This is a genomic window from Salinivibrio sp. SS3 (assembly GCF_001722105.1).
Taxonomy (GTDB): domain Bacteria; phylum Pseudomonadota; class Gammaproteobacteria; order Enterobacterales; family Vibrionaceae; genus Salinivibrio; species Salinivibrio kushneri.
This window is the reverse complement of the sequence record NZ_MEBQ01000016.1, coordinates 53,916-79,808: the sequence shown is the minus strand read 5'-3', so window position 1 is coordinate 79,808 and position 25,893 is coordinate 53,916. Positions and strand designations below refer to the sequence as shown.

The following is a 25,893-nucleotide window of genomic DNA, read 5'->3' as shown; positions in this document are numbered from 1 at the left end:
CACTGAATTGCCCTTACCCTGTATCGCTTCTTGCCCCGTTGCGTGTATTGTCGCGCAAAATTAACGTGAAGACGTGGTGCGTTGCAGATGGAATATAAAGTGTTGGTTGTGGAGGATAGTCGACCTTTCAGGCGGTTACTTGAAGCCGAGATACGAAAGGCCGGTTACATCCCATGTATAGCAGACTCAATCGAGCAAGCAGAGAAGATCCTCAACCAAGAGACCGACTTTCTTTGCGCTATCCTCGATTACTGCCTGCCCGACGGGCAGGACGGTGAAATCATTGATGTTTGTTTGTCGCTGAATATAAAAGTGATTGTGCTCACTGCGATGATGGACGCCCGGACTCGGGAGCGTGTGCTAGCCAAAACCGTTATTGATTACATCCCCAAAGATAGTCCTTCGTGCGTGTCGTCGATAGCGCCTTTACTTAACCGCTTGGAAAAGAACCATCAGCACCATGTGTTAGTCGTGGATGATTCACTGACGGCACGCCGTTACGTGCGTAGCTTATTGGAACGGCAATACCTTAATGTCCTCGAAGCACAAAATGGCCAAGAGGCCTTGGCTATGGTGCGGCGTGATAAGCGAATTTCTTTGGTGATTACTGATTACACCATGCCAGAAATGGATGGCGTGAGCGTGGTCAAGGCACTACGCAAGCTGAAGACAGACGGCCAGCTGGCGATTATTGGCTTATCGGGTGAGGAGGATTCCAGCTTAACGGCACGGTTTTTGAAAGCAGGGGCGAATGACTTTTTGGCCAAACCATTTAATCAAGAGGAGTTTTATTGTCGTTTGCATAGCACACTGAATGCGCTCGATACCGAACGTCGTCTATTTAATATGGCCAACACGGATTATTTAACCCAGGTGTGGAATCGACGTTATTTTTTCGAACACCCCCACACTCGCTCACACAAAGGGCCGCGGAATTTGGCGCTGATTGACATCGACCATTTTAAAAAGATCAATGATCAATTTGGCCATCATATTGGTGATATTACGCTGATTGAGCTGGCAAAAATGATGAAACGTTATTTTCCAGAAGGCATGGTCGCTCGCTTTGGTGGGGAGGAGTTTTGTATCCTCTACGGCAATGACGAGCTGGGCTTTGTGCGCCGACTTGAGGCCATGCGAGAAGAATTGGAAAAGACCGTTTGGTCACCCTACGACAAGACGTTTTCAATCACCATTAGTATTGGGATGGTCCATGCCGATGCGCATATTGATGAACTTGTTCAGCGTGCCGATTGGTGTTTGTACCAAGCCAAGGCAGGGGGAAGAAACCAGCTCATCCAAGACAGCCAAACGGATTTAGTCTCGTGAAAAAAGAGGGCCAATGTGACCCTCTTGCCTGCTAGTGACCGTCGTGGTATTGCTCACAGGCCATGAGCGTGTTTTCAATCAAGGTTGCGACAGTCATGGGGCCCACACCACCGGGGACAGGGGTAATATGACTGGCTTTTTCATAGGCGAGATCGTATTCGATGTCGCCAATCAGTTTGCCGTTTTCCATGCGGTTAATGCCCACATCAATCACAATCGCGCCGGGTTTAATCCATTCGCCAGGAATAAACTTAGGCTTACCGACCGCCACCACCAGGACGTCGGCCTGGCGAACATGCCCCTCTAAGTCTTGAGTAAAACGGTGGCACGTTGTGGTTGTGCAGCCAGCCAACAACAGCTCCAATGTCATCGGGCGACCAACAATATTGGAGGCGCCGACGACCACAGCATGTTTACCACGAAGAGGCACATTGTAGCGGTCTAGGAGGGTAATGATCCCTTTTGGAGTGCAAGAACGCAGCGTTGGCATGCGTTGACACAGGCGGCCGACATTATAGGGATGAAAGCCGTCGACATCTTTGTCTGGGCGGATGCGCTCCAACACGGACGTGGCATCAATCCCTGCAGGTAAGGGCAGTTGGACGAGAATGCCATCAATGCTGTCATCTGCATTCAAGGTGTCGATGAGTGAGAGTAACTCTTGTTGAGAGCAAGACGTGGGGAGGTCATAGGACCGTGATACAAACCCCACTTCATCGCAAACACGGCGTTTACTGCCAACGTAAACCTGTGACGCAGGATCGTCTCCAACCAGAATTACCGCCAATCCGGGGGCCCTACGTCCCGCTTGCGTGCGAGCAGAGACGCGAGCGGCAACTTCTCGGCGCACGGTTTGCGCGATCAGCTTTCCATCAATCAGTTGTGCGGCCATAACTATCCTTCGGCTAAAGCAATGTTGGCAATAGTGTGACAAAAAACGCGCCTAAAAGCTATTGCGCAAACGTTTGCTTTTGCACTTTAATGAGGATGAAGGAAAAAATAATAAGCCGTCCATGGCGGCACGATGCTTTGTTAGACGGAAACACGAAAAGAACAGGCTTAGCGCTCTTGCCTCCCTGCGTCGCATCAATGGATAACCAGTAAACGATGTGGTTTTGAGCAACCGCGTCAAGATTTTAGGGAAAAGCGTTGACGACGCCTAACGTCGCTTTATAATCCACGCTGCGTAAAGACAGTGCGCCCTTAGCTCAGTTGGATAGAGCAACGGCCTTCTAAGCCGTGGGTCACAGGTTCGAATCCTGTAGGGCGCGCCATTTTACTTTCTCCCCCGTTTCCTCTCCCAATTGCTCTGAAAATAACCAAACGCGCATAAAACCGTAAAAACTGTGATCTTACGCGGTTGAATTGTGAGATATCACCCCAATTTCGATATTGAAACGCCATCGGTCGCCCCTTGTCTCGACTCAGTTGACGGGTGCCGCTATAATAGCGCGTCTTAATTTTCAGTCTCGGATGAGATAGCTCGATACGCCAATCGCGTGTATCCGGATTCGCAGGGGCTATGACGGATTCATAGCTCAGATGATGCCACCAGTAAAACTGGTAAACATCACTCAGTACCCCTGAGTAAATTTGAGGTTAAATTTATAATGCAAGTTACCGTTGAAACCACCGAAGGCCTTAAGCGCCAAATGACCATCACAGTGCCTGCTGCCAACATCGATGATGCAGTCACTAAAGAGCTACGCAATATCGCTAAGAATCGTCGTTTTGATGGTTTCCGTAAAGGTAAAGTTCCATTGAAGATGGTGTCACGCATGTACGGTGACACAGTACGCCAAGACGTGCTGGGCGAAGTGATGCAGCGTCACTTCATTGAAGCGATGATCCAAGAAAAAGTGAACCCAGCAGGGGCGCCAAGCTTTACACCCGTTGAAAACGAAGCGGGTCAAGATTTGGTCTTTAAAGCTGACTTTGAAGTGTACCCAGAAGTGGAGCTGCAAGGTCTAGACGCGATTAGCGTTGAAAAGCCAAAAGCCGAAGTGCAGGAAAGCGATGTGGATGAAATGCTTGATACGCTACGCAAGCAACAAGCAAGCTGGGTAGAAGCAGACGGTGAAGCGAAAGAGAACAGCCGTGTCACCTTAGACTTTGTGGGTACCATCGACGGTGAAGAGTTTGAAGGCGGTAAAGCTGAAGGCTTCCAACTAGAAATGGGCCAAGGTCGTATGATCCCAGGCTTTGAAGACGGCCTAGTGGGTAAAAAAGCCGGTGAAGAATTCACTATCGATGTGAACTTCCCAGACGACTACCACGCTGAGAACCTAAAAGGTAAAGCAGCACAGTTCGCGATTAAACTGCATACAGTGGAAGAACAAGAGCTGCCTGAGCTGACTGAAGAGTTCGTACAGCGCTTTGGCATTGCTGATGGCAGCGTAGAAGGCCTGAAAGCAGAAGTGCGTAAAAACATGGATCGCGAGCTAAAGCAAGCGATCAAAAACAAGGTAAAAGAGCAGGTACTAGACGGCTTGGTTGAACAAAACCAAATCGATGTACCGTCTGCGCTGATTGAGCAAGAAATTGGCACCTTGCGCCAGCAAGCGGCACAGCGCTTTGGTGGCAACATGGACAGCGCGTCTCAGCTACCCCGTGAGCTATTTGAAGAGCAAGCCAAACGCCGTGTAAGCGTTGGCCTGCTGCTTGGTGAAGTGATCAAGTCGGAAGAGCTTGAAGCGGATGATGAGCGCGTTAAAGCACTGATCGAAGAAATGGCATCGGCGTATGAAGATCCATCAGAAGTTGTCGCTTACTATGAGAAAGACGAAAAGCTGATGGAAAACATGCGTAACGTCGCGCTAGAAGAGCAAGCGATTGATGCACTGCTGGCAAAAGCCACTGTCACCGAAGCTGAAGTCGGCTTTAGTGACTTGATGAACGCTTCGCAGCAAGCTTAATCAAGGTTAAAAAACGTTTGTGTCGCATTGACACTGCGTAAATGGATTTGCTTACAATGGCCCTAATGACTTGTCATTTGGGCCATTTTTTCCATCTACTGAGTCGCTATACGGGCCGCTTAGCCGTTGAGAGTGCGAGACGTTTTAGCCACAAAAAATCTTGTTGGATCATTAAGCTGCGTTCATCGATTTAAGATTTTAGTGACCTGTTACAGCGTTTTGTGCTAAACCTTGGTTAAGGCAAGAGTTATAACGAATTCGATTAGGGATATTACGCTATGAGCCAACAACACAATAATGCCATGCCGCCAATTATGGACGCCCTTGTCCCTATGGTGGTAGAACAAACCTCGCGCGGCGAGCGCTCTTACGATATATACTCTCGCCTGCTTAAAGAACGCATCATCTTCCTCACTGGGCAAGTGGAAGATCAAATGGCAAATTTGATTGTGGCGCAGATGCTGTTCTTAGAGTCAGAGAATCCAGAAAAAGACATTTATTTGTACATCAACTCACCAGGTGGCGTGGTCACGGCGGGGATGGCGATTTATGACACCATGCAGTTTATTAAACCAGATGTGAGCACTCTGTGTACTGGCCAAGCCTGCTCAATGGGGTCGTTCCTGTTGGCAGGGGGAGCGAAAGGCAAACGGTATTGCCTACCGAATTCACGGGTGATGATTCACCAGCCGCTAGGAGGCTTCCAAGGCCAAGCGTCTGACATTGAAATTCATGCCCAAGAAATGATCAAAACCAAGCACCGTCTCAACACTATATTGGCTGAACATACTGGCCAGCCGATGGAAGTGATTGAGCGTGACACCGACCGTGATAACTTCATGGCGGCGCAAGAAGCGGTGGACTATGGCTTGGTTGACGCCGTATTAAGTCAACGAGACTAAACCCAACATGCCTTAGGGCGTTGAAATCAAGCAAGCTGCGTGAACAAGTGCAAAGCTTGTCAGTGGTTGGGTCGGAAAAAGTGGCCGATTTGTTGTAAACTCAACATAAGGCAACGACGGGCAAATGCCCCAAAGAGGTTAGCGAATGACAGACAAGCGAAAAGACGGTGGAAGCGGAAAGCTGCTTTACTGCTCATTCTGTGGTAAGAGCCAACACGAAGTTCGTAAGTTAATTGCCGGGCCATCGGTCTACATATGTGATGAGTGTGTTGACCTGTGTAATGACATTATCCGCGAAGAAATCAAAGAAGTGATGCCGAAGCGCGAGGGAGATACCTTGCCCGCGCCGAGTGAAATTCGTGCACACCTTGACGATTATGTCATTGGTCAAGAGCAAGCGAAAAAAGTGCTCTCGGTTGCAGTATACAACCACTACAAACGCTTGCGAAACGGTGACAAAAGCGCAGATGGCGTGGAGCTGGGCAAGAGTAACATCTTGCTGATCGGCCCTACCGGTAGTGGTAAAACACTGCTGGCCGAAACGCTTGCGCGCTTTTTGGATGTGCCATTTACCATGGCAGACGCCACCACATTGACCGAGGCCGGTTATGTGGGTGAAGACGTAGAAAACATTATCCAGAAGCTGTTGCAAAAGTGCGATTACGATGTCGCCAAAGCGGAGCGTGGAATCGTCTATATCGATGAGATTGACAAGGTCTCTCGTAAATCCGACAACCCATCTATTACCCGAGACGTTTCTGGGGAAGGGGTGCAACAAGCACTGCTTAAATTGGTAGAAGGAACAGTCGCGTCGATTCCTCCTCAGGGAGGACGTAAGCATCCACAGCAGGAATTTTTGCAAGTAGACACGTCGAAAATCCTGTTCATCTGTGGCGGTGCGTTTGCGGGCCTCGATAAAGTGGTGGAGCAACGTGTCGACACAGGCTCTGGCATTGGCTTTGGTGCACAGGTCAAAGGTGCCACGGATCGTTCAGCTGACGAGTTCTTTGGCAAAGTTGAGCCTGAAGACATGGTGAAATACGGTCTGATCCCTGAATTTATCGGGCGTCTGCCCGTCACCGCGGTGTTGAGAGAGCTCGATGAAGATGCCTTGGTGCAAATTCTACGTGAACCTAAGAACGCACTCACGAAGCAGTATGGTGCCTTGCTTGAGCTAGATGGTGTCGAGCTTGAGTTCCGGGACGACGCACTGCGTGCTATCGCTAAAAAAGCGATGGAGCGTAAAACAGGTGCACGTGGCCTGCGCTCGATTGTCGAAGCTGTGTTGTTGGATACCATGTACGACTTACCGTCAATGAAAGACGTGAGCAAAGTGGTGATTGACGATTCAGTGATCCGAGGTGAATCTGCACCTCTACTGATGTATGAACACACGGATAACCAAGCGGCGGGTGGCGAGTAATATCGTTACATAAGGTTATCAGTGATATAGAAAAAGGGAGTGACAACTCCCTTTTTTATTTTCTGACGGTTGAGCCGTTGAAACCTGTCCAACAGACCCCATATACTCATAATCAGATTGAACGGAAGAGAGAAGCATATGAACTTGGAGCGTTCCGAGCGCATTGACATTCCGGTGCTGCCACTTCGGGATGTGGTGGTTTATCCTCACATGGTGATCCCGCTTTTTGTGGGAAGGGAAAAGTCGATACGCTGCCTTGAAGCGGCGATGGACAACGACAAACAGATTCTACTGGTTGCGCAAAAAGATGCCGCCACTGATGATCCAAGTATCTCAGATTTATACACCGTTGGTACGGTGGCAACCATTCTCCAGCTTCTTAAACTTCCAGATGGCACGGTGAAAGTGCTGGTTGAAGGGATGCAGCGTGCGCGCATCGAGCAGTTTAGTGAAGATGATTTCTTCACTGCGCAGGCCGAGTATTTGACCACGCCAAGCTTGGATGAGCGTGAGCAAGAAGTGTTGGTTCGCACGGCGATCAGCCAGTTTGAAGGCTTTATCAAGCTCAACAAGAAGATCCCGCCAGAAGTACTGACATCCTTAAATGGTATTGAAGAGGCGGCGCGTCTCGCTGATACCATTGCTGCCCATATGCCGCTTAAGCTTGAAGACAAGCAAAATGTGTTGGAAATCGTTGATATTTCCGAGCGTCTTGAATACCTGATGACCATGATGGAGTCTGAGATTGACTTGCTTCAGGTTGAGAAGCGCATTCGTGGCCGCGTTAAAAAGCAAATGGAAAAGAGCCAGCGCGAGTACTATCTCAATGAGCAAATGAAAGCCATTCAGAAAGAGCTGGGTGAGCTGGATGATGCGCCGGATGAGTTTGAAGCGCTGAAGCAAAAAATCGAAGAGTCAAAAATGCCGCAGGAGGCGCGGGAAAAAACCGAGCAAGAACTGCAAAAGCTGAAAATGATGTCTCCGATGTCGGCGGAAGCGACTGTGGTACGCAGCTATATCGATTGGATGATTAGTGTGCCATGGGCGAAGCGCTCAAAAGTGAAGAAAAACTTAGCCCGGGCGGAAGAAGTATTGAACGCCGATCACTACGGGCTTGAGCGTGTCAAAGACCGCATCTTGGAATACCTCGCGGTACAGAACCGGATGAAGAAGCTGAAAGGTCCGATTCTTTGCTTAGTGGGACCGCCAGGGGTGGGTAAAACCTCGCTAGGGCAGTCTATTGCGCGTGCCACCGGACGTAAATATACCCGTATGGCCTTGGGGGGCGTGCGTGACGAAGCGGAAATCCGTGGTCATCGCCGGACTTACATCGGCTCATTACCCGGCAAGCTTATCCAGAAGATGTCCAAAGTGGGCGTCCGTAACCCGCTGTTCCTGCTTGATGAAATCGATAAGGTATCGTCTGACATGCGCGGCGATCCATCATCAGCGTTACTTGAAGTGCTCGATCCTGAGCAAAACAACGCGTTTAACGACCATTATCTAGAGGTCGACTATGATCTCTCGGATGTGATGTTCGTGGCGACGTCTAACTCGATGAATATCCCCGGCCCGCTGCTGGATCGGATGGAAGTGATCCGGCTTTCAGGTTACACCGAGGACGAGAAGCTCAACATTGCTAAACAGCATTTGATTGACAAGCAAGTGGCGCGCAATGGCTTGAAAGCGCATGAGATCACCATTGAAGACTCGGCAATCATCGGCATTATTCGTTACTACACACGCGAAGCGGGCGTACGTAGCCTTGAGCGAGAGATTTCTAAGCTATGCCGCAAGACGGTAAAAGAAATCCTGCTTAATAGCGAACTTAAGCAAGTGACGGTAACGGATGAGAACTTGCCAGATTACTTAGGCGTCCGCCGCTTTGATTATGGTAAAGCGGATGAGCAAAACCGCGTGGGTCAAGTAACTGGGCTTGCTTGGACTGAAGTGGGTGGCGACTTGCTCACTATCGAGACCGAAGCGATGCCAGGTAAAGGCAAACTGACGCACACAGGCTCGCTGGGCGATGTGATGCAAGAGTCGGTGCAAGCGGCGATGACCGTGGTGCGTAGCCGTGCTGACAAACTGGGTATCAATAGCGACTTTTACGAGAAGCGTGATATTCATGTCCACGTCCCTGAAGGCGCTACCCCGAAAGACGGACCGAGCGCAGGTATCGCGATGTGTACCGCGTTAGTTTCAAGCTTAACCGGTAACTCCGTGCGTTCCGATGTGGCAATGACCGGCGAGATCACCTTACGTGGTGAAGTGCTCCCGATTGGTGGCTTGAAAGAAAAACTATTGGCTGCGCGTCGTGGGGGTATCAAAACCGTTGTCATTCCAAAAGAGAACGAGCGCGATCTGGAGGACATTCCTGCTAACGTCAAAGAGGATTTATCTATCCATCCAGTGCGCTGGATTGATGAGGTTTTAACCATTGCGTTAGAGAATAACCCACTCGGTATTGAGCTGGTTAACGCCGAAAAGAGTGACATGCAGCAAAATTAAGCAACGTAAAACGCTGACAGGCAGTAAAAGGCTTGTCAGCGTTTTTTTTGCTCGCTAACGTTGCTCTGACGCATTGCCTGCATGGGGCGGGCAAGCGCGCTTTCAACGTCTTTCGTCGACAAAGCGTCTGTTATTGAACACCGCAACATTGATAGGTTTGCGGAGATGTAATCTAAGGGGATGAAAAAGTGAATAAGTCGGAACTGATTGATCATATTGCAGAAGGTGCGGATATTTCTAAGGCCTCAGCAAACCGTGCATTGGATGCCTTCGTCGAGGCGGTGTCTGACACATTGAAGTCAGGCGACCAAGTCGCGCTAGTGGGCTTTGGCACCTTCTCTGTACGCGAACGTGCCGCACGCAAGGGCCGTAACCCGCAGACTGGCGCTGAAATTGATATCGCAGCGGCCAAAGTACCTGGCTTTAAAGCAGGTAAAGCGTTAAAAGACGCCGTTAACGAGTAATAATCACGTGACTCGCTGCCGAATTATTCGCGTTTGACGGGGCGTTGGAGCTGCAAAGCCACTAACAACCGCGTATAATTCTGCACACAAGAGCGTAAAGGCGCATCACATGATGCGCCTTTTTAGTTGAAAACCAACCAGCCCAAACCAGTTGGAGTACCGGCCAGTTATGATGGAACGTATACGCGAAGGCACCAATAGTCTTGCGGTGAAGATCATTTTAAGCCTTATTATCTTTTCCTTTGCTTTTGCCGGTGTCGGCAGCTATCTGGCAGGCGGTTCCAACCCGCCCGCTGCAACCGTCGGCGATAAAGAAATCAGCCGTGCAGAGCTCGATCGAGCTTATCAAAACGAACGTGCTCGTATGCAGCAACAGGCGGGAGAGCAGTTTAATCAACTGCTGGGTAACCCAGAGTATGTGAAGCGTTTTCGTCAAAACATCTTAGATCGAATGATCAATGACTTGCTGTTAGAGCAGGCAGCCAGCGACCTTGGCCTGCGTGTGAGTGATGCACAAGTCAAAGCCGCGATCCGTGCGATGCCACAGTTCCGTCAAGGCGGGCAGTTTAACAACGACCGCTACCAGGCCGCTCTGCGGCAAACGGGCATGAGTGCCGATGAGTTTGCCAATTACATGCGTACGGATTTAATGCGTCAGCAACTGGTAAATGGCTTACAAAGTTCGGGGTTTGTGTTACCGAGTGAGCTGGAAAGCCTGTATCGCCTAGAAGCACAGAGTCGGCAAGTGCGCACCATCACGCTCCCGGTAGATGATTTTGCGGAGCAGGTAACGCTCACGGACGATGAGCTAGAAGCATACTATCAAGCTCACCGAGAAGATTATATCCAGCCTCGCATGGTCAAAGTCGCTTATGTAGAGCTAACGGGAGAGGGACTGGCTAATGAGGTTCAGATCTCGGATGACGCAATCGCGACCTATTACCAAGAGAACCAGTCTCAGTATGGCTCACAAGAACGTCGTAAAGTCAGCCACATCCTAATTGAAGGAACAGGTGATGAGGCCAAAGCCAAAGCTGAGCAAGCGTTAGAGCGCCTGAACCAAGGCGACGCATTTTCCGCGCTGGCAAAGGAAATGTCTGATGACACCTTCAGTGCTGAGCAGGGTGGGTCACTGGATTGGATTGAACCTGGTGTGATGGATCCGGCGTTCGAGAAAGCGGCGTATGCGTTGTCAGAGAAAGGCGATATCTCTGGGCTGGTTCAATCTGACTTTGGTTATCATATTATCCGTTTAGATGATATTGATCCGGCGGATGTCACTCCGCTTGCAGAGGTAAAAGACGATATTCGTAGCGAATTGCAACAAGCGCGTGCGGCGGATCGTTTCTACGCGCAGTCTACCACACTGGCGGAAGTCGCGTTTGAAGAAGCGAACGGTTTGGAGCCAGCGGCTGACGCGGTGAATGGCAAGGTGCAGTATACTGATTACTTTGCGTTAGACGCGGCGACTGGCTTGATGGCTCGCCCTCAAATCCAGCAAGCGCTTGACAGCTATGATGTACGTGAAAACGGGCTCAACTCAGAGTTGATTGAATTGTCTGGCGAGCATGCCATTGTCGTGCGTCTTGATGATGTGAAGCCGGAAAAGCAGCTCAGCTTTGCTGACGTGAAAGAGCAAGTTCGCGAAACGCTTGCTGCCGAGAAAGGGCAAGAGCAGGCGAAAGAAACGGCTGGAGACTTGATTGCCCAGCTCGAAGAAAGCGGTGAGTTAACGGAAAGCGATTACACCTTTAGCGCACCGATGACACTTAACCGTGTGTCGCAACAACAAGCCGTCGCGGAACTGGCGTTTTCTCTGCCACAGCCTGAATCAGAGACGGCGAGTTATGGCGTCACACAAAACCGCCAAGGTGACGTAGTGGTTGTCGCACTGGACAAGGTGGTGACCCCTGAGGTGCCGGCTATCAGCCCGCAAAGTCAAATGGCGGCGCGTGTTCAACGCGCGATGAGTAATACGTCATTGTCTGCGACCTTACAAGCATTGCGTGAAGACGTCGATGTGACTTACGCGGAGTCAGATGCACAATAAGTGAGACGGCGACGAGAGAGTGAGATCTCTCGCATCCCATTCGCTTAAGCAATAGAAACGGCGCTAGGATTTTGTCCTGCGTCGTTTTTCTTTTATCACTGACATGCAAATAGGCGTGCGCGGACTTAGGGTAAGGTTGACATTTTTACAAGGAGTCAACCATGAAACACCTTTTATCCTGTCTGTTATTCACCATGGCGTTAATCACCGCCCCGGTCGCATGGAGCGCGGATGAAAACACCTCGCAAGCAACTGAGCAAGTTGAGCGTCTTTCCGTTAACATCAATACGGCGAGTGAGCAGCAGTTATCAGATCAACTCACGGGGATTGGTCCGGCGAAAGCCAAAGCCATTATTGAGTATCGCCAAGCCAATGGTGAATTTAGCTCGCCAGATGCTCTGATGGAGGTCAAAGGTATTGGCACCGCAACGCTGGATAAAAACCGTGATCGCATCAAAGTGTAACCAGGCTCGCGCAAAGTGGTGTTTGCCGCTTTGCGCGAATAATACTTGTGTCTGTTGGCCTGAATGCACACAATGACAGCGATGTGTAGCATGGTAGCAGGATGCGATGACTCAAAAACAAAGCCACTTTTTTGCCCACCTTGCGCGAATGAAGCTGATTTATCGTTGGCCTCTGATGCGCAATGTTTCCGCCGAAAATATCTCTGAACATAGCTTACAAGTTGCCTTTGTGGCGCATGCGCTAGCGTTAATCAATAACAAACGCTTTAATGGCCACTATCAACCCGAGCGTGTTGCGGTATTGGCGATGTTCCATGATTGCAGCGAAGTGATCACCGGTGACTTGCCTACCCCAGTCAAGTACTTCAACCCTTCGATTGCGGGGGAGTATAAAAAAATAGAGAAAATGGCTGAGAAAAAGCTTATCGCGATGTTGCCGCCTGAGTTGCAAGAGGAATATAGCGGGCTGATAGACTCAGATCACATCGCGCCGGATGATTACCAGCTGGTTAAACAAGCCGACACCTTATGTGCGTATTTAAAGTGCCTAGAAGAAATTGCCGCGGGGAACCATGAGTTTGAGCAAGCGAAGAAGCGGCTGGAAGCCTCGTTAGAAAAAAGGCGCTCCCCGGCGAGCGATTACTTTATGGCTACCTTTGTGGATAGTTTTACACTCTCGTTGGATGAGATCAGTGATGATGGATTTTGACCTGTCTGACGCCTGGCAAACTCGCCAGATGGCGAATGAGAAAAAAAAGCGTCGTCATGATAAGCGCACGGCCTATCAGCGCGATCGTGCGCGAATTCTGCATTCAGCGGCCTTTCGACGCTTGCAAGCTAAAACCCAGGTGCTCGGTGCCGAGCACAGCGACTTTTATCGGACTCGGTTAACCCATTCACTTGAGGTCTCGCAAATTGGTACCGGTATTGTCGCGCAGCTCAAAGAGAAACAACCCGCATTTCGCCCTCTGCTGCCATCGACGGGTTTGATGGAAAGCCTCTGTTTGGCTCACGATATCGGCCATCCGCCTTATGGTCATGGCGGTGAAATCGCACTGAATTACATGATGCGCGATGACGGTGGTTTTGAGGGCAATGCGCAAACTTTTCGCATTGTTACGCTGCTTGAGCCCTATACACAAGCTCACGGGATGAACTTGGCGCGTCGCACCTTACTGGGAGTGATGAAGTACCCTGCGTTGATCAGTGCCGCTCACAATGGCAATCAGCCTGCGCCGGTTAATGACTTTCGCCATCTTAAAGCGCGGGAGTGGCAACCTGCTAAGGGCATTTATGATGATGATAAAGCGCGGCGAGATTGGGTGCTTGCGCCGCTTAATGAAGCGGATCGCGCGTTATTTTTAACGTTTCGTGATCACCCGGCCGCCGACCAACACCGCAAAACACGCTATAAATCTCTCGATTGCTCTATTATGGAGCTGGCCGATGACATCGCTTATGGCGTCCATGACTTGGAAGATGCCATCGTGATGGGCTTGGTGACCCGAGAGCAATGGCAAGAGGCGGTCGCCAGTCATTTGGCAGAATGCGGTGACCCTTGGCTAGAGGCCAACATTGGCGAGTTGAGCGAGCAAATGTTTGGCCCACCGTACGAGCGTAAAGACGCCATTGGTGCCTTGGTGAATACCTTATTGACCTCGGTGGAAGTGGCGCCGAGCAATCAAGATGGCACCCACAGTTTCACCTCGCCGCTATTGGCGTGGAATGCCTATTTGACTGAGGTCATGGCCGGTGTTTTGGAGGTGCTAAAGCGCTTTGTCAGTGAGTTTGTGGTTAAACAGCCAGAGCTTCAGGTGGTGGAGTACAAAGGCCAGCAGTTGGTGATGGAGCTGTTTGATGCCTTTGCGTCTGATCCCGAGCGTTTGTTGCCAACCGACTATCGACGCGATTGGCTAGCCGCCAGAGAGCGGGGAGAATCAGGGATGCGGGTGATTGCTGATTACCTGTCGTCGATGACTGATAGCTTTGCGCAAAAGCTTCACAGCACCATGTTCACTGCCGCCAGCAATGGCCCGCTATACGCGATTCGTTAGCCATGGGCAGAGCGAGGACGTGGATTATAACGCCCTCGGTATAAGCAAGTCGCTTACTCAGTCGCGGCGTTGACTCGCATTGGGTAAAAAAGCGAGTTGGCGTGCAATCATGGTGTTGAAGCTATCGAGCAAAGGCTGGTAGCGTTTGGCATTATCCTCCAACTGACTCAGCGCTATGTAGCCGGCCTCGAGCGTGGAAAGCGCCCCTGGCTTGCGACTTTTACGAATCTGATAGTGGCTGGGCATCTTTGCGGCAATACTGACACTCGGAAGTGCCTGTAAATTGGTCGACAACTGATACATTTTATAGGCTTTCTTCCAGGTCCCATCCAGTAGAATAATCCCTTGTTTGGCACTCGCCCCTTCGGCCATCATCTCACTGAGTGGCAGTGCGTTTTCACCGGGGTAGAGCACGACATAATTGATGTCTGGATCCGCCAACAACCCATTCAGTTGGGGATGCTGGCTAAAATCTTCTCCGACTAGGGTAACGCAATGTTGTAGCGAAAGGCTCAGCAGGCAGGCACTGTTCTTAGGGTGTGAGACTTCATCAGGGTGCTGAAGCAGGATCACTGGATTGGGGTTATCAATCTTGGTAATGGCATCGCAAATGCAAATGGCGTGGGCTTTATGGCAGCGAGAGCAGTATCGAGACATACGAATCAGGGCGCTATAAATGGAATACGGCGATCAATAACATAACGCAAGCCGTGTCGCACGTACTTGCGTTATCAATGGCTTCGCGTGATCAGGCTTTTTGGCTGTACCCGCTCAGAAAGCGTTCAAAGCGACTGATCGCCATCTCCAAGTCATCCACACGGGGAAGGGTCACAAGCCGGAAATGATCGGGTTGATGCCAATTAAACCCCGTACCATGCACCATAAGCACTTTCTCTTGGAGTAAAAAGTCGAGCATGAGCTTTTCATCGTTATGGATGTTATACCGCTTGGTGTCGATTTTCGGGAAGAGATAGAGCGCGCCTTTCGGCTTTTTACAGCTTACCCCAGGAATTTGGTTGATAAGCTCATAGGCTTTGTCGCGCTGCTCCAGCAATCGACCGCCGGGTAAGATAAGCTCATTGATGCTCTGGTATCCCCCCAACGCGGTTTGAATCGCATGTTGCATGGGCACATTGGCACAAAGCCGCATTGATGCCAGCATTTCAAGGCCTTCTATGTAACCGCGTGCGTGTTGTTTGGGGCCGGTTACCAGCATCCAACCAGCGCGAAACCCGCAAACCCGGTAGGCTTTGGATAAACCGTTGAAGGTCAGGCACAGTACATCCGGCGCCAAGGTGGCGATGGAGTAATGTTGCGCGCCATCATAGAGAATTTTATCGTAGATTTCGTCGGCAAAAATGATCAGGTTATGCTGGCGCGCGATCTCCACCACTTGCAATAAAAAGTCGCGGCTATAGACCGCCCCTGTCGGATTATTGGGATTAATCAGGACAATCCCCCGGGTGTTGGGCGTGATCTTACGTTTGATATCCTCTAAGTCTGGATACCAGTCCGACTCCTCATCGCAAAGGTAATGGACAGGCTTGCCCCCTGATAAAGACGCTGCTGCCGTCCATAGTGGATAGTCGGGTGAGGGCACCAGTAACTCGTCGCCATTGTTAAGCAGCGCTTGCATGGCCATCACGATAAGCTCGGAGGCGCCGTTGCCCAAATAGACGTCTTCCACGTCTAAGTCCATCAAGCCGCGTTTTTGGTAGTGCTGTACCACCGCTTTACGGGCGGAATAGAGCCCTTTTGAATCGCAATATCCTTGCGAGGTCGGAAGATTGCGGATCACATCCACCAAGATTTCATCAGGGGCATCAAAGCCAAACGGAGCGGGGTTACCGATATTCAGCTTAAGAATGCGGTGCCCTTCCTCTTCGAGGCGTTTCGCTTCTTTCATGACTGGACCGCGAATGTCGTAGCAGACATCATCCAGCTTGGCGGACATTCCAATGGTTTGCATTAACGTTCCTGTAAATAAAAAGGTGAAAATTGTTATTAGGCTTTTTTGATAACTTACACTATTTGTTTGCCAATTCGAAAGACTTAGGCGGATAAAGTTTTACTGCTACGAATGGAACAAAAAAATCGACCAAGTTTGACAGATAACTGATCTAGCGCATATTTGTAAAAGACGCTCACAGGTAGACTGACAAGCAAGAATAACGTGCTACATAAAAAGAGTACGGATTGACTTGCAAAGAGCACTGCCGCTTAAGCGGTTGGAGGATGTCGTGACTACCTTGATTCAAGCGGCTAATCATTTACAAAGCCAAGTAGCGATCAGTCAAGCGCCTGTTCAACTGACCATGGCGTTTACTTGGCCAGGTGATTTATCGCCCGTTGCTTGGTTGGATGCACAGCCTGTTTACCCGAAAACCTACTGGCAATCACGCGATGGTCGTGAAGAGGTATTGGTACTGGGCGCTGGCCGCCAGTTTTCTCAATTGTCAGCGGCTCAAGCCAGTCTGTTGCCTGACCAGCGCATTTGGGGCTGTGTGGCCTTTGATGATGCGCCCGGTTATGGTGATTTTTTCTTACCGGTGGTGGAGCTCATTAGGCGCGATCAACAGTGGCACCTGAGCGTTAACCTCAGTGAAGCGTGCGACAGTCAAGCTGTACTGAATCAGATCATTTGGCAAGGCCGTCCTTTGGTGGCACAACATGCCGTCGTCCGTGAGGAAACACATACGCCCAGCCGCGTTCAATGGCGTCAATCTGTCCGTTGTGCGTTGACACACATGGAGCAGACCGCACTACAAAAAGTGGTGCTGGCGCGTCAAACGCGTCTGTCGCTCAATGCGCCGATCAGTGCCGGCCAGCTGTTACAGCATAGCCAGCAGCACAATGTCGAGAGTTTTCACTTCCTTTTTGCTACCGGCCCTGATGACGCTTTTGTTGGCTCAACCCCAGAGCGGCTATACCGCCGCCGCGATTGTCGTGTCACCACAGAAGCGGTGGCAGGGACGGTGCGTCGTGGCGCAAGCTTTAGTGACGATCACCGCCTTGGTGAGTGGTTATTGCGCGACACCAAAAACGTGCACGAGAATCAGCTGGTGGTGGATGATATTTTCGCCGGACTGCGCCGTCATGCGTTAACCATTACGGTTGACCCTGAACCGCACCTGATTGTGCTTCGCCATCTTCAGCATTTACGTCGTCGTATCAGCGCCATCATCGGACCTGGTGTCGATGATGCTGTGTTGCTCAGTGCCTTACAGCCCACCGCCGCGGTGGCCGGGTTGCCGCGTGAAAACGCGCGCACCTTTTTAGCCGAGCAAGGCATCGCACGTGGCCGTTATAGCGGTGCAGTCGGTTATCTGTCTCAGCGTGAAAGCCAGTTTTGTGTGGCGATACGCAGTGCCCAAGTGACCGAGAATACCGTGGATCTATACGCCGGCGCCGGGATTGTCCCTGGGTCGGATCCGGACGCTGAGTGGGAGGAGTTGGACAATAAGCTCACGACTCTCCGTCAGTGTTTGCCTGCTTGCACGATGCCGGAAAAAGACGCCATCAGACTCGGAGCCTGCTAATGTCGCTTTCTCTCACACACACTTGGGCAGAGGTGATGATAGAAGAGCTATCGCGCCTAGGCATTAGGCATATTTGTATCGCGCCCGGTTCACGTTCCACACCCTTGACGTTGGCCGCGGTGAAACAAAGTCAACACCCCCAACGTCCGGTGACAATCCACCGTCATTTTGATGAGCGCGGGCTGGGTTACCTTGCCCTTGGCTTGGCAAAGAGTGCCCGTGAGCCTGTCGCGGTGATTGTGACCTCAGGCACCGCGGTGGCAAACTTGTTGCCTGCCGTGGTAGAGAGTGGCTTAACCGGTGAACCGTTAGTGATTCTTTCTGCTGACCGCCCATTTGAATTAATCGATTGTGGCGCCAACCAAGCGATTACCCAATCAGGCTTGTTTTCGTCCCATGTGACCGCGGAATTGGCGCTTCCGGCACCGACCGCTGAGATCCCTTTGCCGGCACTACTAACCAGAGTGGATCAGCTACTTGCACGTCAGGCTGAGCAAGGGGGGAGCGTCCATATTAACTGTCCGTTTCGTGAGCCTTTTTATGGCGAACGCGATGAGACAGAGGAGAAAAAGCTTCGCGAGTCTGTTGCCCACTGGTGGCAAAGCGGCCAGTGTTATACCCGCTATCATCAAGCTCGCTGTTGTGCGATGTCTGAATGGTCGCCTTGGTTTAGGCCGTCTAGTGGGAGCCCGCGAACAGTGATTGTACTTGGTGCTGTGCCGGCGGGGCTGTCCGAGGCGGTGGAGTCGTTAGCGAGTGCGCTTCATGCCATTATCTTGGCCGATCCGCAGTCAGGGGTGGCGAGTAGCGCGCCAGGCTACGATCTTTGGCTTAACCACCCCGATCTTTTCCAGCAATTGAACCAAGCCCAATGGGTGATTCAGCTCGGGGGGCGCTTGGTGTCTAAACGCCTAGGCCAATGGCTGGCGCAAACGCAAGCTCACTACTGGCTGATCAGCGAACATACGCAAGCGCTTGATCCTAACCATCAGTCTTTAGAGCAATTTATTGTACCGCACCCCCATTGGTCGTTTTGGCTCCAGGCGTTGGCCGAGTCAGTGACCAACACTGACTCGGCACCTGGAGAGGATATTGATAGCGTCAAGACATGGCAGCAGACGTTGATACGAGAAGCCAAGCATCAGATGCAGCAGGCCGCCACAACCTTGTCCCACACGGCATTATCGGAACATAGCGTGTTTCAACAGCTCCCCGCTTTGCTTCCCAAGCGGGCAGATATTTTTATCGGTAATAGCCTAGCGATCCGCTTAGTCGATATATGGTCTGATCTTTCCGGCCATCGGGTGTTTGCTAATCGCGGCGCGTCTGGCATTGATGGTTTACTGGCCTGTGCCGCTGGGGTGCAGCGATACCGCGCTCAACCTATGTTAGTGGTGTTGGGTGATACCAGTGCCCTTTACGATCTTAATAGTTTTGCATTATGGCGAGAGACATCCGCGCCAGCCGCCATCCTTATCTTGAATAACAATGGCGGTGGTATTTTTGATGCGCTGCCGGTTGATCAAACCCTGTGTGATACCTACTACCGGATGCCACATGACCTCGGGTTTGAACATATCGCGGCGCAATTCTCTTTGGGTTTCCATCAACCCGCGACCCCAGATGATCTCGTGGTAAGCGTGAATCAGGCGCTCACTACCCCTGGTGCTGATGTGATTGAGGTGGTGACGCCAGCCGGAGAAGCCGGGCAGGTGCTTAGCGAGTGCTTAGCTGCCATGGCCGCAAGGGGGACATATGCTTAGTTACCAGCAAGGCGGCGATCGGCATGGAAAGAAAGTGGTGTTTCTCCATGGTTTTTTAGGTAGCGGAGCAGATTGGCGCACGGTGACCGATAAAATGCACCATTGTCATTGGCTGTGTATTGATCTGCCCGGTCATGGTGGCAGCTTGAGCTGTCAAGCCGTTGACTTTACCACGACTGTTTCAGCAATACGGCAAACGTGCCATCAGGTATGGGGGCACCAAAGAGCATGCTTGGTGGGATACTCGCTCGGTGCGCGTCTTGCTATGCACCTTGTCTGTACTCAACCTAGTCTCTGGCACGCAGTCTTCTTGGAAGCGGGTCATCCTGGGTTGACGGACAGCCACCAACGGCGCAAGCGGCTGGTACAGGATAGCCAGTGGGCGGAACGCTTCGCGCATCAAGCCATCGATGGGGTATTGGCTGAATGGTATCGACAACCGGTTTTTCATTCACTGACCGATGGGCAGCGGGCCGACCTTATCGCGGCGCGTCGTGATAATCATGGCCCTGCTGTGGCGAAAATGCTGATGGCGACCTCCTTGGGTCGCCAGGCGAATTTACGCGCGGGGTTGGGTGAAGCCTTTCGACAAGGCGTCGTCATTGACTACCTTTGTGGAGAGCACGACAACAAATTTACCTCACTTGCACACTCACTATGGCAACACACAGGGATCCCCGCCACGCCGATAGAAGGGGCGGGGCACAACAGCCATGTTGAAAACCCAGATAGGTTTGTGCAGGTACTGACGCAAAGTCACGCACTCGCTTGACTTTTTATCTTTATGACGGGCCTTGTCCCAAGCAACCGAGAAAAGGGAGACACTATGGCTGTCACGCCAGGGATCACCGAACAAGAGCTTTACGCGCCGATTGAGTGGGTACCCACCGAGCATACGTTTAGCGATATCCTGTACCATAAATCTGCCGACGGCATCGCTCGGATCACGATTAACCGCCCGCAGGTGCGCAATGCATTCCGGCCGCAAACGGTAAAAGAAATGATGCAAGCCTTGGCTGATGCGCGCTATGACAGCCGAGTGGGCGTGATTATTCTCACTGGGTTGGGAGAGAAGGCGTTTTGCTCTGGCGGCGATCAGTCCGTGCGGGGCGACTACGGCGGGTATCAAGATGATGAAGGCACGCATCATTTAAATGTGTTGGACTTTCAGCGTCAGATCCGAACCTGTCCTAAACCCGTCATCGCCGCTGTTGCAGGCTATGCCGTCGGAGGTGGCCATGTGCTGCATATGATGTGCGATCTAACCATCGCCGCTGATAACGCCCAATTTGGCCAAACAGGTCCCAAGGTCGGCAGCTTTGACGGCGGCTGGGGAGCCTCTTATATGGCGCGGATTGTGGGCCAGAAAAAAGCCCGTGAAATCTGGTTCTTGTGCCGTTTCTACAATGCGCAAGAAGCCGTCGACATGGGATTGGTGAACACAGTCGTGCCACTGGATGAGCTTGAGCGAGAGACAGTGCGTTGGTGCCGGGAAGTGCTCCAACACAGTCCCATGGCGCTGCGCTGCTTAAAAGCGGCGTTGAATGCAGACTGCGATGGGCAGGCGGGGCTGCAAGAACTCGCCGGTAACGCCACCATGATGTTTTACATGACCGATGAAGGGCAAGAGGGGCGCAATGCCTTTAATGAAAAACGCCGCCCTGAATTTGATCGTTTCCCACGTAATCCATAGAGGTCATTATGAGACAGGCACGGATCTATCACTACACCTTGCCAGTCAATGCCGGTTTATTTGTCCGTGATCAGCCGTTAACGGAGCGAGAGGGCTTGGTGGTTGAATTAAGCGAGGGGGCACAACGTGGCTGGGGAGAAATTGCGCCATTACCCGGCTTTAGCCAAGAAACCTTCGCCGAGGCACGTCATGCGTTAATTGCTGCCACCGCGGTTTGGTGTGATCATCGTAATATTGCCATGCCACAACTGCCGCCTTCGGTGGCATGGGGATTAAGCATTGCGCAAGCCGAGTTAGATAAATATTTGCCCACTCAGTCAGGGTTTCGTCATGTGCCTGTGTGCACAGGGGATCCGGATGCGCTGTTAATGACGCTGGGACAACAACCGGCGGGTCAGCCTTATGAGGCAAAAATCAAAGTGGGGGACTATGAGGTCGCCCGCGATCGGTTAATGATCGCGACCTTGTTAGAGGCATTACCGGACTTGAGGTTGCGTCTTGATGCGAATCGTCGCTGGCAGCCCGAGCAACTTGCCAGTTTTTGGAACGGCCTGAGTGAGGCACACCAAGCGCGAATTCACTGGATTGAAGAGCCTTGCCCCGATCCTCACCAGTCGCTCGTCCAAGCGCAGGCCTTAGGCTTTCCTTTGGCGTGGGACGAAAGCTTAACAGATAGCCGCGACAGTGCGTTGCTTGAACACGATTTGGCATCTGCCTGGGTGATTAAGCCCAGCTTGCTCGGCGATCTGGCCACCATTGAACAATGGGTGAGCCGAGCGCACGCGCTAGGGAAAACGGCTGTGATTAGCTCGGCATTGGAGACCAGTTTGGGCTTAACCCAATTATCTCGGTTGGCAAATTGGTTAACCCCGGGTACTGTGCCAGGACTCGATACATTGGGGATTTATCAGCATCAACTCGATCGCACCTGGCCAGGGGCGTCGCAGCCATTGCTCCCGCTCGACGATCAACCACTCGTGTGGATAAACACCTTATGAGTCAACGTATGTTTGGGTTTGATACGTGGCCATGGCGGCAGTGGGCGGCCATGGCACCGAACGCGAAAGCGATTGATGGCGATACGCCGCTCACATGGGGTGAACTCACCGCTCTCGTGGATGGCCAGCAAGCGCGACTGGGTGAGGCGCCCATTGTGGTGCTCGATAGCGCATTGTCGCAAAGGGCGCTGATCGTGGGGATGCTCGCGGCTTGGCAGGCGGGGAAAAAAACGCTGGTATTGAATCAAGCTTTAAGTGACGAGGTGCAAGCCACAGTGCTGAGTCAACTTGGTGTCTATCAATTTTTGCCTGACCGCTCGCGTGAACCGGATGTCAATGTGCTGCCAACGATGAGCCATTGGCAACCTGATCAGCCTTTGACGTTAACCTTAACTTCCGGGTCAACCGGTACGCCTAAAGTGATTGCTCATGCGGCTCATCAGCACCTCGCCAGTGCTGCCGGATTAACCCAAATGCTGCCTTTTTTGGGGCTGGCGGATAAGATGACCTCTCTAGAAAATCGCATCGACAGTTGGCTCTTATCTTTGCCACTATTTCATATCTCCGGCTTAGCCATTGTATGGCGCTGGCTGTATAAAGGTGCTCAGCTGGCTATCTATCCATGCCGTGGGGAAAGCATGGCATCGGCGCTCACACATGTTAGCCACGCCTCTTTAGTGCCCACGCAGCTCTATCGCGTGTTGCCCGTACTGAGACAATGCCTAGACACATCCACCTTATCTCACGTGTTGCTTGGTGGCGCCGCGATTTCCAGTGCACTGACGGAGCAGGCAGAACAACAAGGGATAAGCTGTTGGTGTGGGTATGGGATGACGGAAACGGCATCGACGGTCACCTTAAAGCGAGCCGATGGACAGGATGACGTGGGCATTACCTTGCCTTATCGCGATCTGATGGTGGCGGATGACGGTGAGGTAATCCATCGCGGGGAGACGTTAGCTTTAGGGGTTTGGCAAGCGGGTGCCCTGCATCCAATTGATGCTTCTACAGGGCTGGCCTCGCGTGATTTAGCCAGCTGGTGTACGGACGTTCAGCCGCCGACACTGCGTATCATCGGGCGGAAGGATAATCAATTTATCTGCGGTGGGGAGAACGTTCAGCCCGAGGTGATTGAGGCACATTTGCAACAGTGCGCCGAGATCCGTCAGGCCATGATCGTTCCGATTGACGATCGCGAATTCGGGGCGCGCCCGTTGGCGATTATCCAGAGTCGGGGCCACCTCAACGCCCAGCAGCTGGCTGACTATTGTCGGCGCTTGCCCGCTTATCAACGCCCAGTCGCGTTTTTACCTTGGCCATCTTTGTCGCCCGAGGCGGGAATTAAACCGTCTCGAGCGCTATTAACCCAATGGGCGCAACGCCAAGTGATTGACTAAGGCCGATCGGCGCGCAGACGAATGACTTCATTGCGCATATGCTCTGAGGTCGCTTGCTCAGGCTCAACGGCTGGACCGGCGACGACCGTGACTTTCGACCAAAAACGCTTGGGCAGTTTTAACATGGCTTTCCCGCCATGACGGCTAAAGTAGCTGCCCCAGAGACCCTGTAACGCCATCGGCACCACAGGCACCGGCGAGCGTTGCAAAATCATATCCATCCCGCGGCGGAATTGGTCGATTTCGCCGTCATAACTGAGATGCCCTTCTGGGAAAATCAGTACCACTTCGCCATTATCAAGCGCCTTTTGAATCTCGTTCATGGCGGCTCGGATCGTGCGGCCCCGATGGCTAATGGGGATCACTTTTGACGTTCGGAAAAACCAATGCAGCACCGGTAATTGATACAAATCTTCAAACATCACAAAACGGATAGGACGGTGACACGCGCCGGCTAACAGGAGCGCATCCATATAACTGACATGGTTACAAATCAGTAAGGCACCGCCTTTTTCAGGAATATGGTGTAAGTCTTGGTGTTTTACCCGATATAAGGTATGGGTGACCATCCAGGTAAAAAAGCGCAAGGCGAAAATGGGAACCAGCTTGCTGACATAGATAGCCACCAAGAAGTTGAGCACCGCCAAGACCAAGAAGAATTCCGCGATAGATAACTCCACCACCACCAAGAGGGTGATACCGAGTATCGCACTGCCCACCATAAATAAGGCATTGAAAATATTGTTGGCGGCAATCACACGCGCACGTGCGGCTTTATCGGCGCGTTGTTGCATCAGGCTATACAGCGGCACAATAAAAATCCCGCCACACACGCCAATCATCAATAGGTCGATAAATACCCAGGTCAGAGCTGGATCAGTGATAAAAGCAAGCAGGCTGGTGTGGAGCGTTGGATCGGCTGGCGTGGCAAAAAACAAATGTAAGCCAAAGCCGGTTAATCCTAAACTGCCCAAGGGGACAATGCCGGGCTCGATACGATGACCAGAAAGCTTATCGCACAGCAATGCGCCCACAGCGATGCCGACAGAAAACAAGGTGAGCAGAAATGATACGCCGATTTCACCGCCACCGATCGAGGCGGTGAATTTGGGAAACTGGGTTAAATAGCTGGCACCTAGAAACCAAAACCAGCTGATCCCGAGAATCGCCTGCAAGGTGACCTTGTCTTTACGCGCGAAACGCAGGGTTTGTCGCATCAAAGCAACGGGCCGGTAACGTAAATTGAGCCCAGGGTTCCCGGCAGGCGCAGGTGGGATGGCATAGGCAGACATGACGCCAAGCAATGCAAAACTTAATACGGCTACCCCAGAAATCAGGTTAGAGTCAGGATGATGGGCAATAAAGCCCGCCAGCAAGGTACCGAGCAGAATCGATAAGAAGGTGCCGGTTTCTACCAAGGCGTTGCCAGAAACAAGCTCTTTGTCATTGAGCGTTTGTGGCAGTAATGCGTATTTCACCGGGCCAAAAAAAGCCGATTGGGTGCCCATCAAAAACAGTAAGCCGAGTAACACATTCCAAGCGTGGAAATACAGCGCGACAGCGGCACTCGACATGATCACCACTTCCAACCATTTCACCCGCCGCATGATCAGCGCTTTGTCGTATTTGTCCGCAAGCTCGCCCGCAAAGGCAGAAAATAGGAAAAAAGGCAGAATAAACAGACCAGCAGCGGCGTTGATAAACAGCGTAGCATCCATCGGCAGTTGATCGGCCGAGGCGAACGCGACCATGATCACCAACACATTCTTATAGACGTTATCGTTAAACGCGCCTAATGCCTGGGTAATAAAATAAGGCAAAAAACGTCGCTCGCGTAAAAGCTGAAACTGTTGGCTCATTTAGGCAGATCCATTTCGCGTTGCAGTAAGCGACTTATACTAGCAGCGAGCGAGGTGTGCGCAACCTTGAATGCGTTGCGCATCGTTTAGTGAGTTGACAAAAAGGCAGACTAAGAGAATTTTTGCATGTTTTTAATCGACACTTGCTCATTGAGTGTCCAAAAATCATACAGCACACCAATTAAGAAAAAGCCACCGGTAAATAGGTAAATAAAGCCAGTGATCCATTTACCCATGTACATACGGTGAATGCCAAACACACCCAGAAAGGTCAGTAATAGCCAGGCAATGGTAAAATCCGTAGGGCCACTGCGAAAACGGAGATCGGCTTCTTTGTCCATGGCGGGAATCAAGAATAAATCCACAATCCAGCCGACAAAGAACAGGCCTAGGGTGAAAAACCAGAGGGTGCCAGTTACCGGTTTACCATAGTAAAACCGGTGGGATCCGAGAAAACCAAAGATCCAGAGTAAGTAACCAACAAATTTACTGTGGGTATCATTCATGGCTTGGTCCTATTGCAGTGAAAGAA

The 25,893-nt window shown here is 51.5% G+C and carries 21 protein-coding genes and 1 tRNA gene; 17 read left to right on the top strand and 5 right to left on the bottom strand.

Annotation, left to right across the window (positions count from 1 at the left end):
- Nucleotides 1-87: 87 nt before the first annotated feature.
- Complete coding sequence (locus BGL48_RS07405) at nt 88-1,329, top strand: response regulator (protein WP_069362059.1); 1,242 nt, start codon at nt 88-90, stop codon at nt 1,327-1,329.
- 31 nt (nt 1,330-1,360) lie between these two features.
- On the opposite strand, the gene folD is transcribed toward BGL48_RS07405, so the two are convergent.
- Nucleotides 1,361-2,221 carry a bifunctional methylenetetrahydrofolate dehydrogenase/methenyltetrahydrofolate cyclohydrolase FolD gene (gene folD, locus BGL48_RS07400; RefSeq protein WP_069362058.1) on the bottom strand — a complete coding sequence of 287 codons (861 nt, stop codon included), beginning with the start codon at nt 2,219-2,221 and terminating at the stop codon, nt 1,361-1,363.
- Nucleotides 2,222-2,526: 305 nt separating this feature from the next.
- On the opposite strand from folD, the gene BGL48_RS07395 reads away from it, so the two are divergent.
- The 10 genes from BGL48_RS07395 to BGL48_RS07350 all read left to right on the top strand — a co-directional run bounded on the left by BGL48_RS07395 (nt 2,527) and on the right by BGL48_RS07350 (nt 14,112).
- A tRNA-Arg gene (locus BGL48_RS07395) sits at nt 2,527-2,603 on the top strand.
- 336 nt (nt 2,604-2,939) lie between these two features.
- Nucleotides 2,940-4,244 carry a trigger factor gene (gene tig / locus BGL48_RS07390; RefSeq protein WP_069362057.1) on the top strand — a complete coding sequence of 435 codons (1,305 nt, stop codon included), beginning with the start codon at nt 2,940-2,942 and terminating at the stop codon, nt 4,242-4,244.
- Between the two features lie 278 nt (nt 4,245-4,522).
- Nucleotides 4,523-5,146: an ATP-dependent Clp endopeptidase proteolytic subunit ClpP gene (gene clpP / locus BGL48_RS07385; RefSeq protein ID WP_069362056.1), complete on the top strand. Its 624-nt coding sequence runs from the start codon at nt 4,523-4,525 to the stop codon at nt 5,144-5,146.
- A gap of 145 nt (nt 5,147-5,291) precedes the next feature.
- Entirely contained in the window at nt 5,292-6,569 is a 1,278-nt protein-coding gene (gene clpX, locus BGL48_RS07380; RefSeq protein WP_069362055.1) for an ATP-dependent protease ATP-binding subunit ClpX, read from the top strand.
- 138 nt (nt 6,570-6,707) lie between these two features.
- Nucleotides 6,708-9,080 (top strand): endopeptidase La, encoded by a 2,373-nt coding sequence (lon, locus tag BGL48_RS07375; RefSeq protein WP_069362054.1) that lies wholly within the window; start codon nt 6,708-6,710, stop codon nt 9,078-9,080.
- 188 nt (nt 9,081-9,268) lie between these two features.
- Entirely contained in the window at nt 9,269-9,544 is a 276-nt protein-coding gene (locus BGL48_RS07370; RefSeq protein WP_046075257.1) for an HU family DNA-binding protein, read from the top strand.
- Nucleotides 9,545-9,713: 169 nt separating this feature from the next.
- Entirely contained in the window at nt 9,714-11,594 is a 1,881-nt protein-coding gene (gene ppiD / locus BGL48_RS07365) for a peptidylprolyl isomerase (protein ID WP_069362053.1), read from the top strand.
- A gap of 161 nt (nt 11,595-11,755) precedes the next feature.
- Entirely contained in the window at nt 11,756-12,058 is a 303-nt protein-coding gene (locus BGL48_RS07360) for a ComEA family DNA-binding protein (protein ID WP_069362052.1), read from the top strand.
- Nucleotides 12,059-12,164: 106 nt separating this feature from the next.
- Complete coding sequence (yfbR, locus tag BGL48_RS07355; protein ID WP_069362051.1) at nt 12,165-12,767, top strand: 5'-deoxynucleotidase; 603 nt, start codon at nt 12,165-12,167, stop codon at nt 12,765-12,767.
- On the top strand, nt 12,754-14,112 hold the full coding sequence (locus tag BGL48_RS07350; protein ID WP_069362050.1) for an anti-phage deoxyguanosine triphosphatase: 1,359 nt from the start codon (nt 12,754-12,756) through the stop codon (nt 14,110-14,112). The genes yfbR and BGL48_RS07350 overlap by 14 nt, the downstream gene beginning before the upstream one ends.
- 57 nt (nt 14,113-14,169) lie before the next feature.
- On the opposite strand, the gene BGL48_RS07345 is transcribed toward BGL48_RS07350, so the two are convergent.
- Together BGL48_RS07345 and BGL48_RS07340 are read right to left on the bottom strand one after the other, a co-directional pair.
- Entirely contained in the window at nt 14,170-14,769 is a 600-nt protein-coding gene (locus BGL48_RS07345) for a tRNA-uridine aminocarboxypropyltransferase (protein ID WP_069362049.1), read from the bottom strand.
- Between the two features lie 91 nt (nt 14,770-14,860).
- A complete protein-coding gene (locus BGL48_RS07340; protein ID WP_069362048.1) occupies nt 14,861-16,081 on the bottom strand; it encodes a pyridoxal phosphate-dependent aminotransferase in 1,221 nt (406 codons plus the stop codon).
- Between the two features lie 271 nt (nt 16,082-16,352).
- Between BGL48_RS07340 and BGL48_RS07335 the strand changes: the two genes are divergently transcribed.
- From BGL48_RS07335 to BGL48_RS07310, 6 genes are read left to right on the top strand one after another with little or no spacing between them, the layout of a single operon-like run.
- Nucleotides 16,353-17,651 carry an isochorismate synthase gene (locus tag BGL48_RS07335; protein WP_069362047.1) on the top strand — a complete coding sequence of 433 codons (1,299 nt, stop codon included), beginning with the start codon at nt 16,353-16,355 and terminating at the stop codon, nt 17,649-17,651.
- Complete coding sequence (menD, locus tag BGL48_RS07330) at nt 17,651-19,414, top strand: 2-succinyl-5-enolpyruvyl-6-hydroxy-3-cyclohexene-1-carboxylic-acid synthase (RefSeq protein WP_069362046.1); 1,764 nt, start codon at nt 17,651-17,653, stop codon at nt 19,412-19,414. Before BGL48_RS07335 ends, menD begins: the two co-directional genes overlap by 1 nt.
- Nucleotides 19,407-20,186 carry a 2-succinyl-6-hydroxy-2,4-cyclohexadiene-1-carboxylate synthase gene (menH, locus tag BGL48_RS07325; RefSeq protein WP_069362045.1) on the top strand — a complete coding sequence of 260 codons (780 nt, stop codon included), beginning with the start codon at nt 19,407-19,409 and terminating at the stop codon, nt 20,184-20,186. Before menD ends, menH begins: the two co-directional genes overlap by 8 nt.
- Before the next feature lie 54 nt (nt 20,187-20,240).
- Nucleotides 20,241-21,107: a 1,4-dihydroxy-2-naphthoyl-CoA synthase gene (gene menB / locus BGL48_RS07320; protein ID WP_069362044.1), complete on the top strand. Its 867-nt coding sequence runs from the start codon at nt 20,241-20,243 to the stop codon at nt 21,105-21,107.
- Nucleotides 21,108-21,115: 8 nt separating this feature from the next.
- Nucleotides 21,116-22,105 carry an o-succinylbenzoate synthase gene (menC, locus tag BGL48_RS07315; RefSeq protein WP_069362043.1) on the top strand — a complete coding sequence of 330 codons (990 nt, stop codon included), beginning with the start codon at nt 21,116-21,118 and terminating at the stop codon, nt 22,103-22,105.
- A complete protein-coding gene (locus BGL48_RS07310) occupies nt 22,102-23,502 on the top strand; it encodes an AMP-binding protein (RefSeq protein ID WP_069362042.1) in 1,401 nt (466 codons plus the stop codon). Before menC ends, BGL48_RS07310 begins: the two co-directional genes overlap by 4 nt.
- Here the strand turns inward: BGL48_RS07310 and BGL48_RS07305 are convergent.
- Nucleotides 23,499-25,361: an MFS transporter gene (locus tag BGL48_RS07305; protein ID WP_069362041.1), complete on the bottom strand. Its 1,863-nt coding sequence runs from the start codon at nt 25,359-25,361 to the stop codon at nt 23,499-23,501. The two genes, BGL48_RS07310 and BGL48_RS07305, sit on opposite strands and share 4 nt — an antisense overlap.
- A gap of 110 nt (nt 25,362-25,471) precedes the next feature.
- Nucleotides 25,472-25,867 (bottom strand): NINE protein, encoded by a 396-nt coding sequence (locus BGL48_RS07300; protein ID WP_069362040.1) that lies wholly within the window; start codon nt 25,865-25,867, stop codon nt 25,472-25,474.
- Nucleotides 25,868-25,893 lie beyond the last annotated feature (26 nt).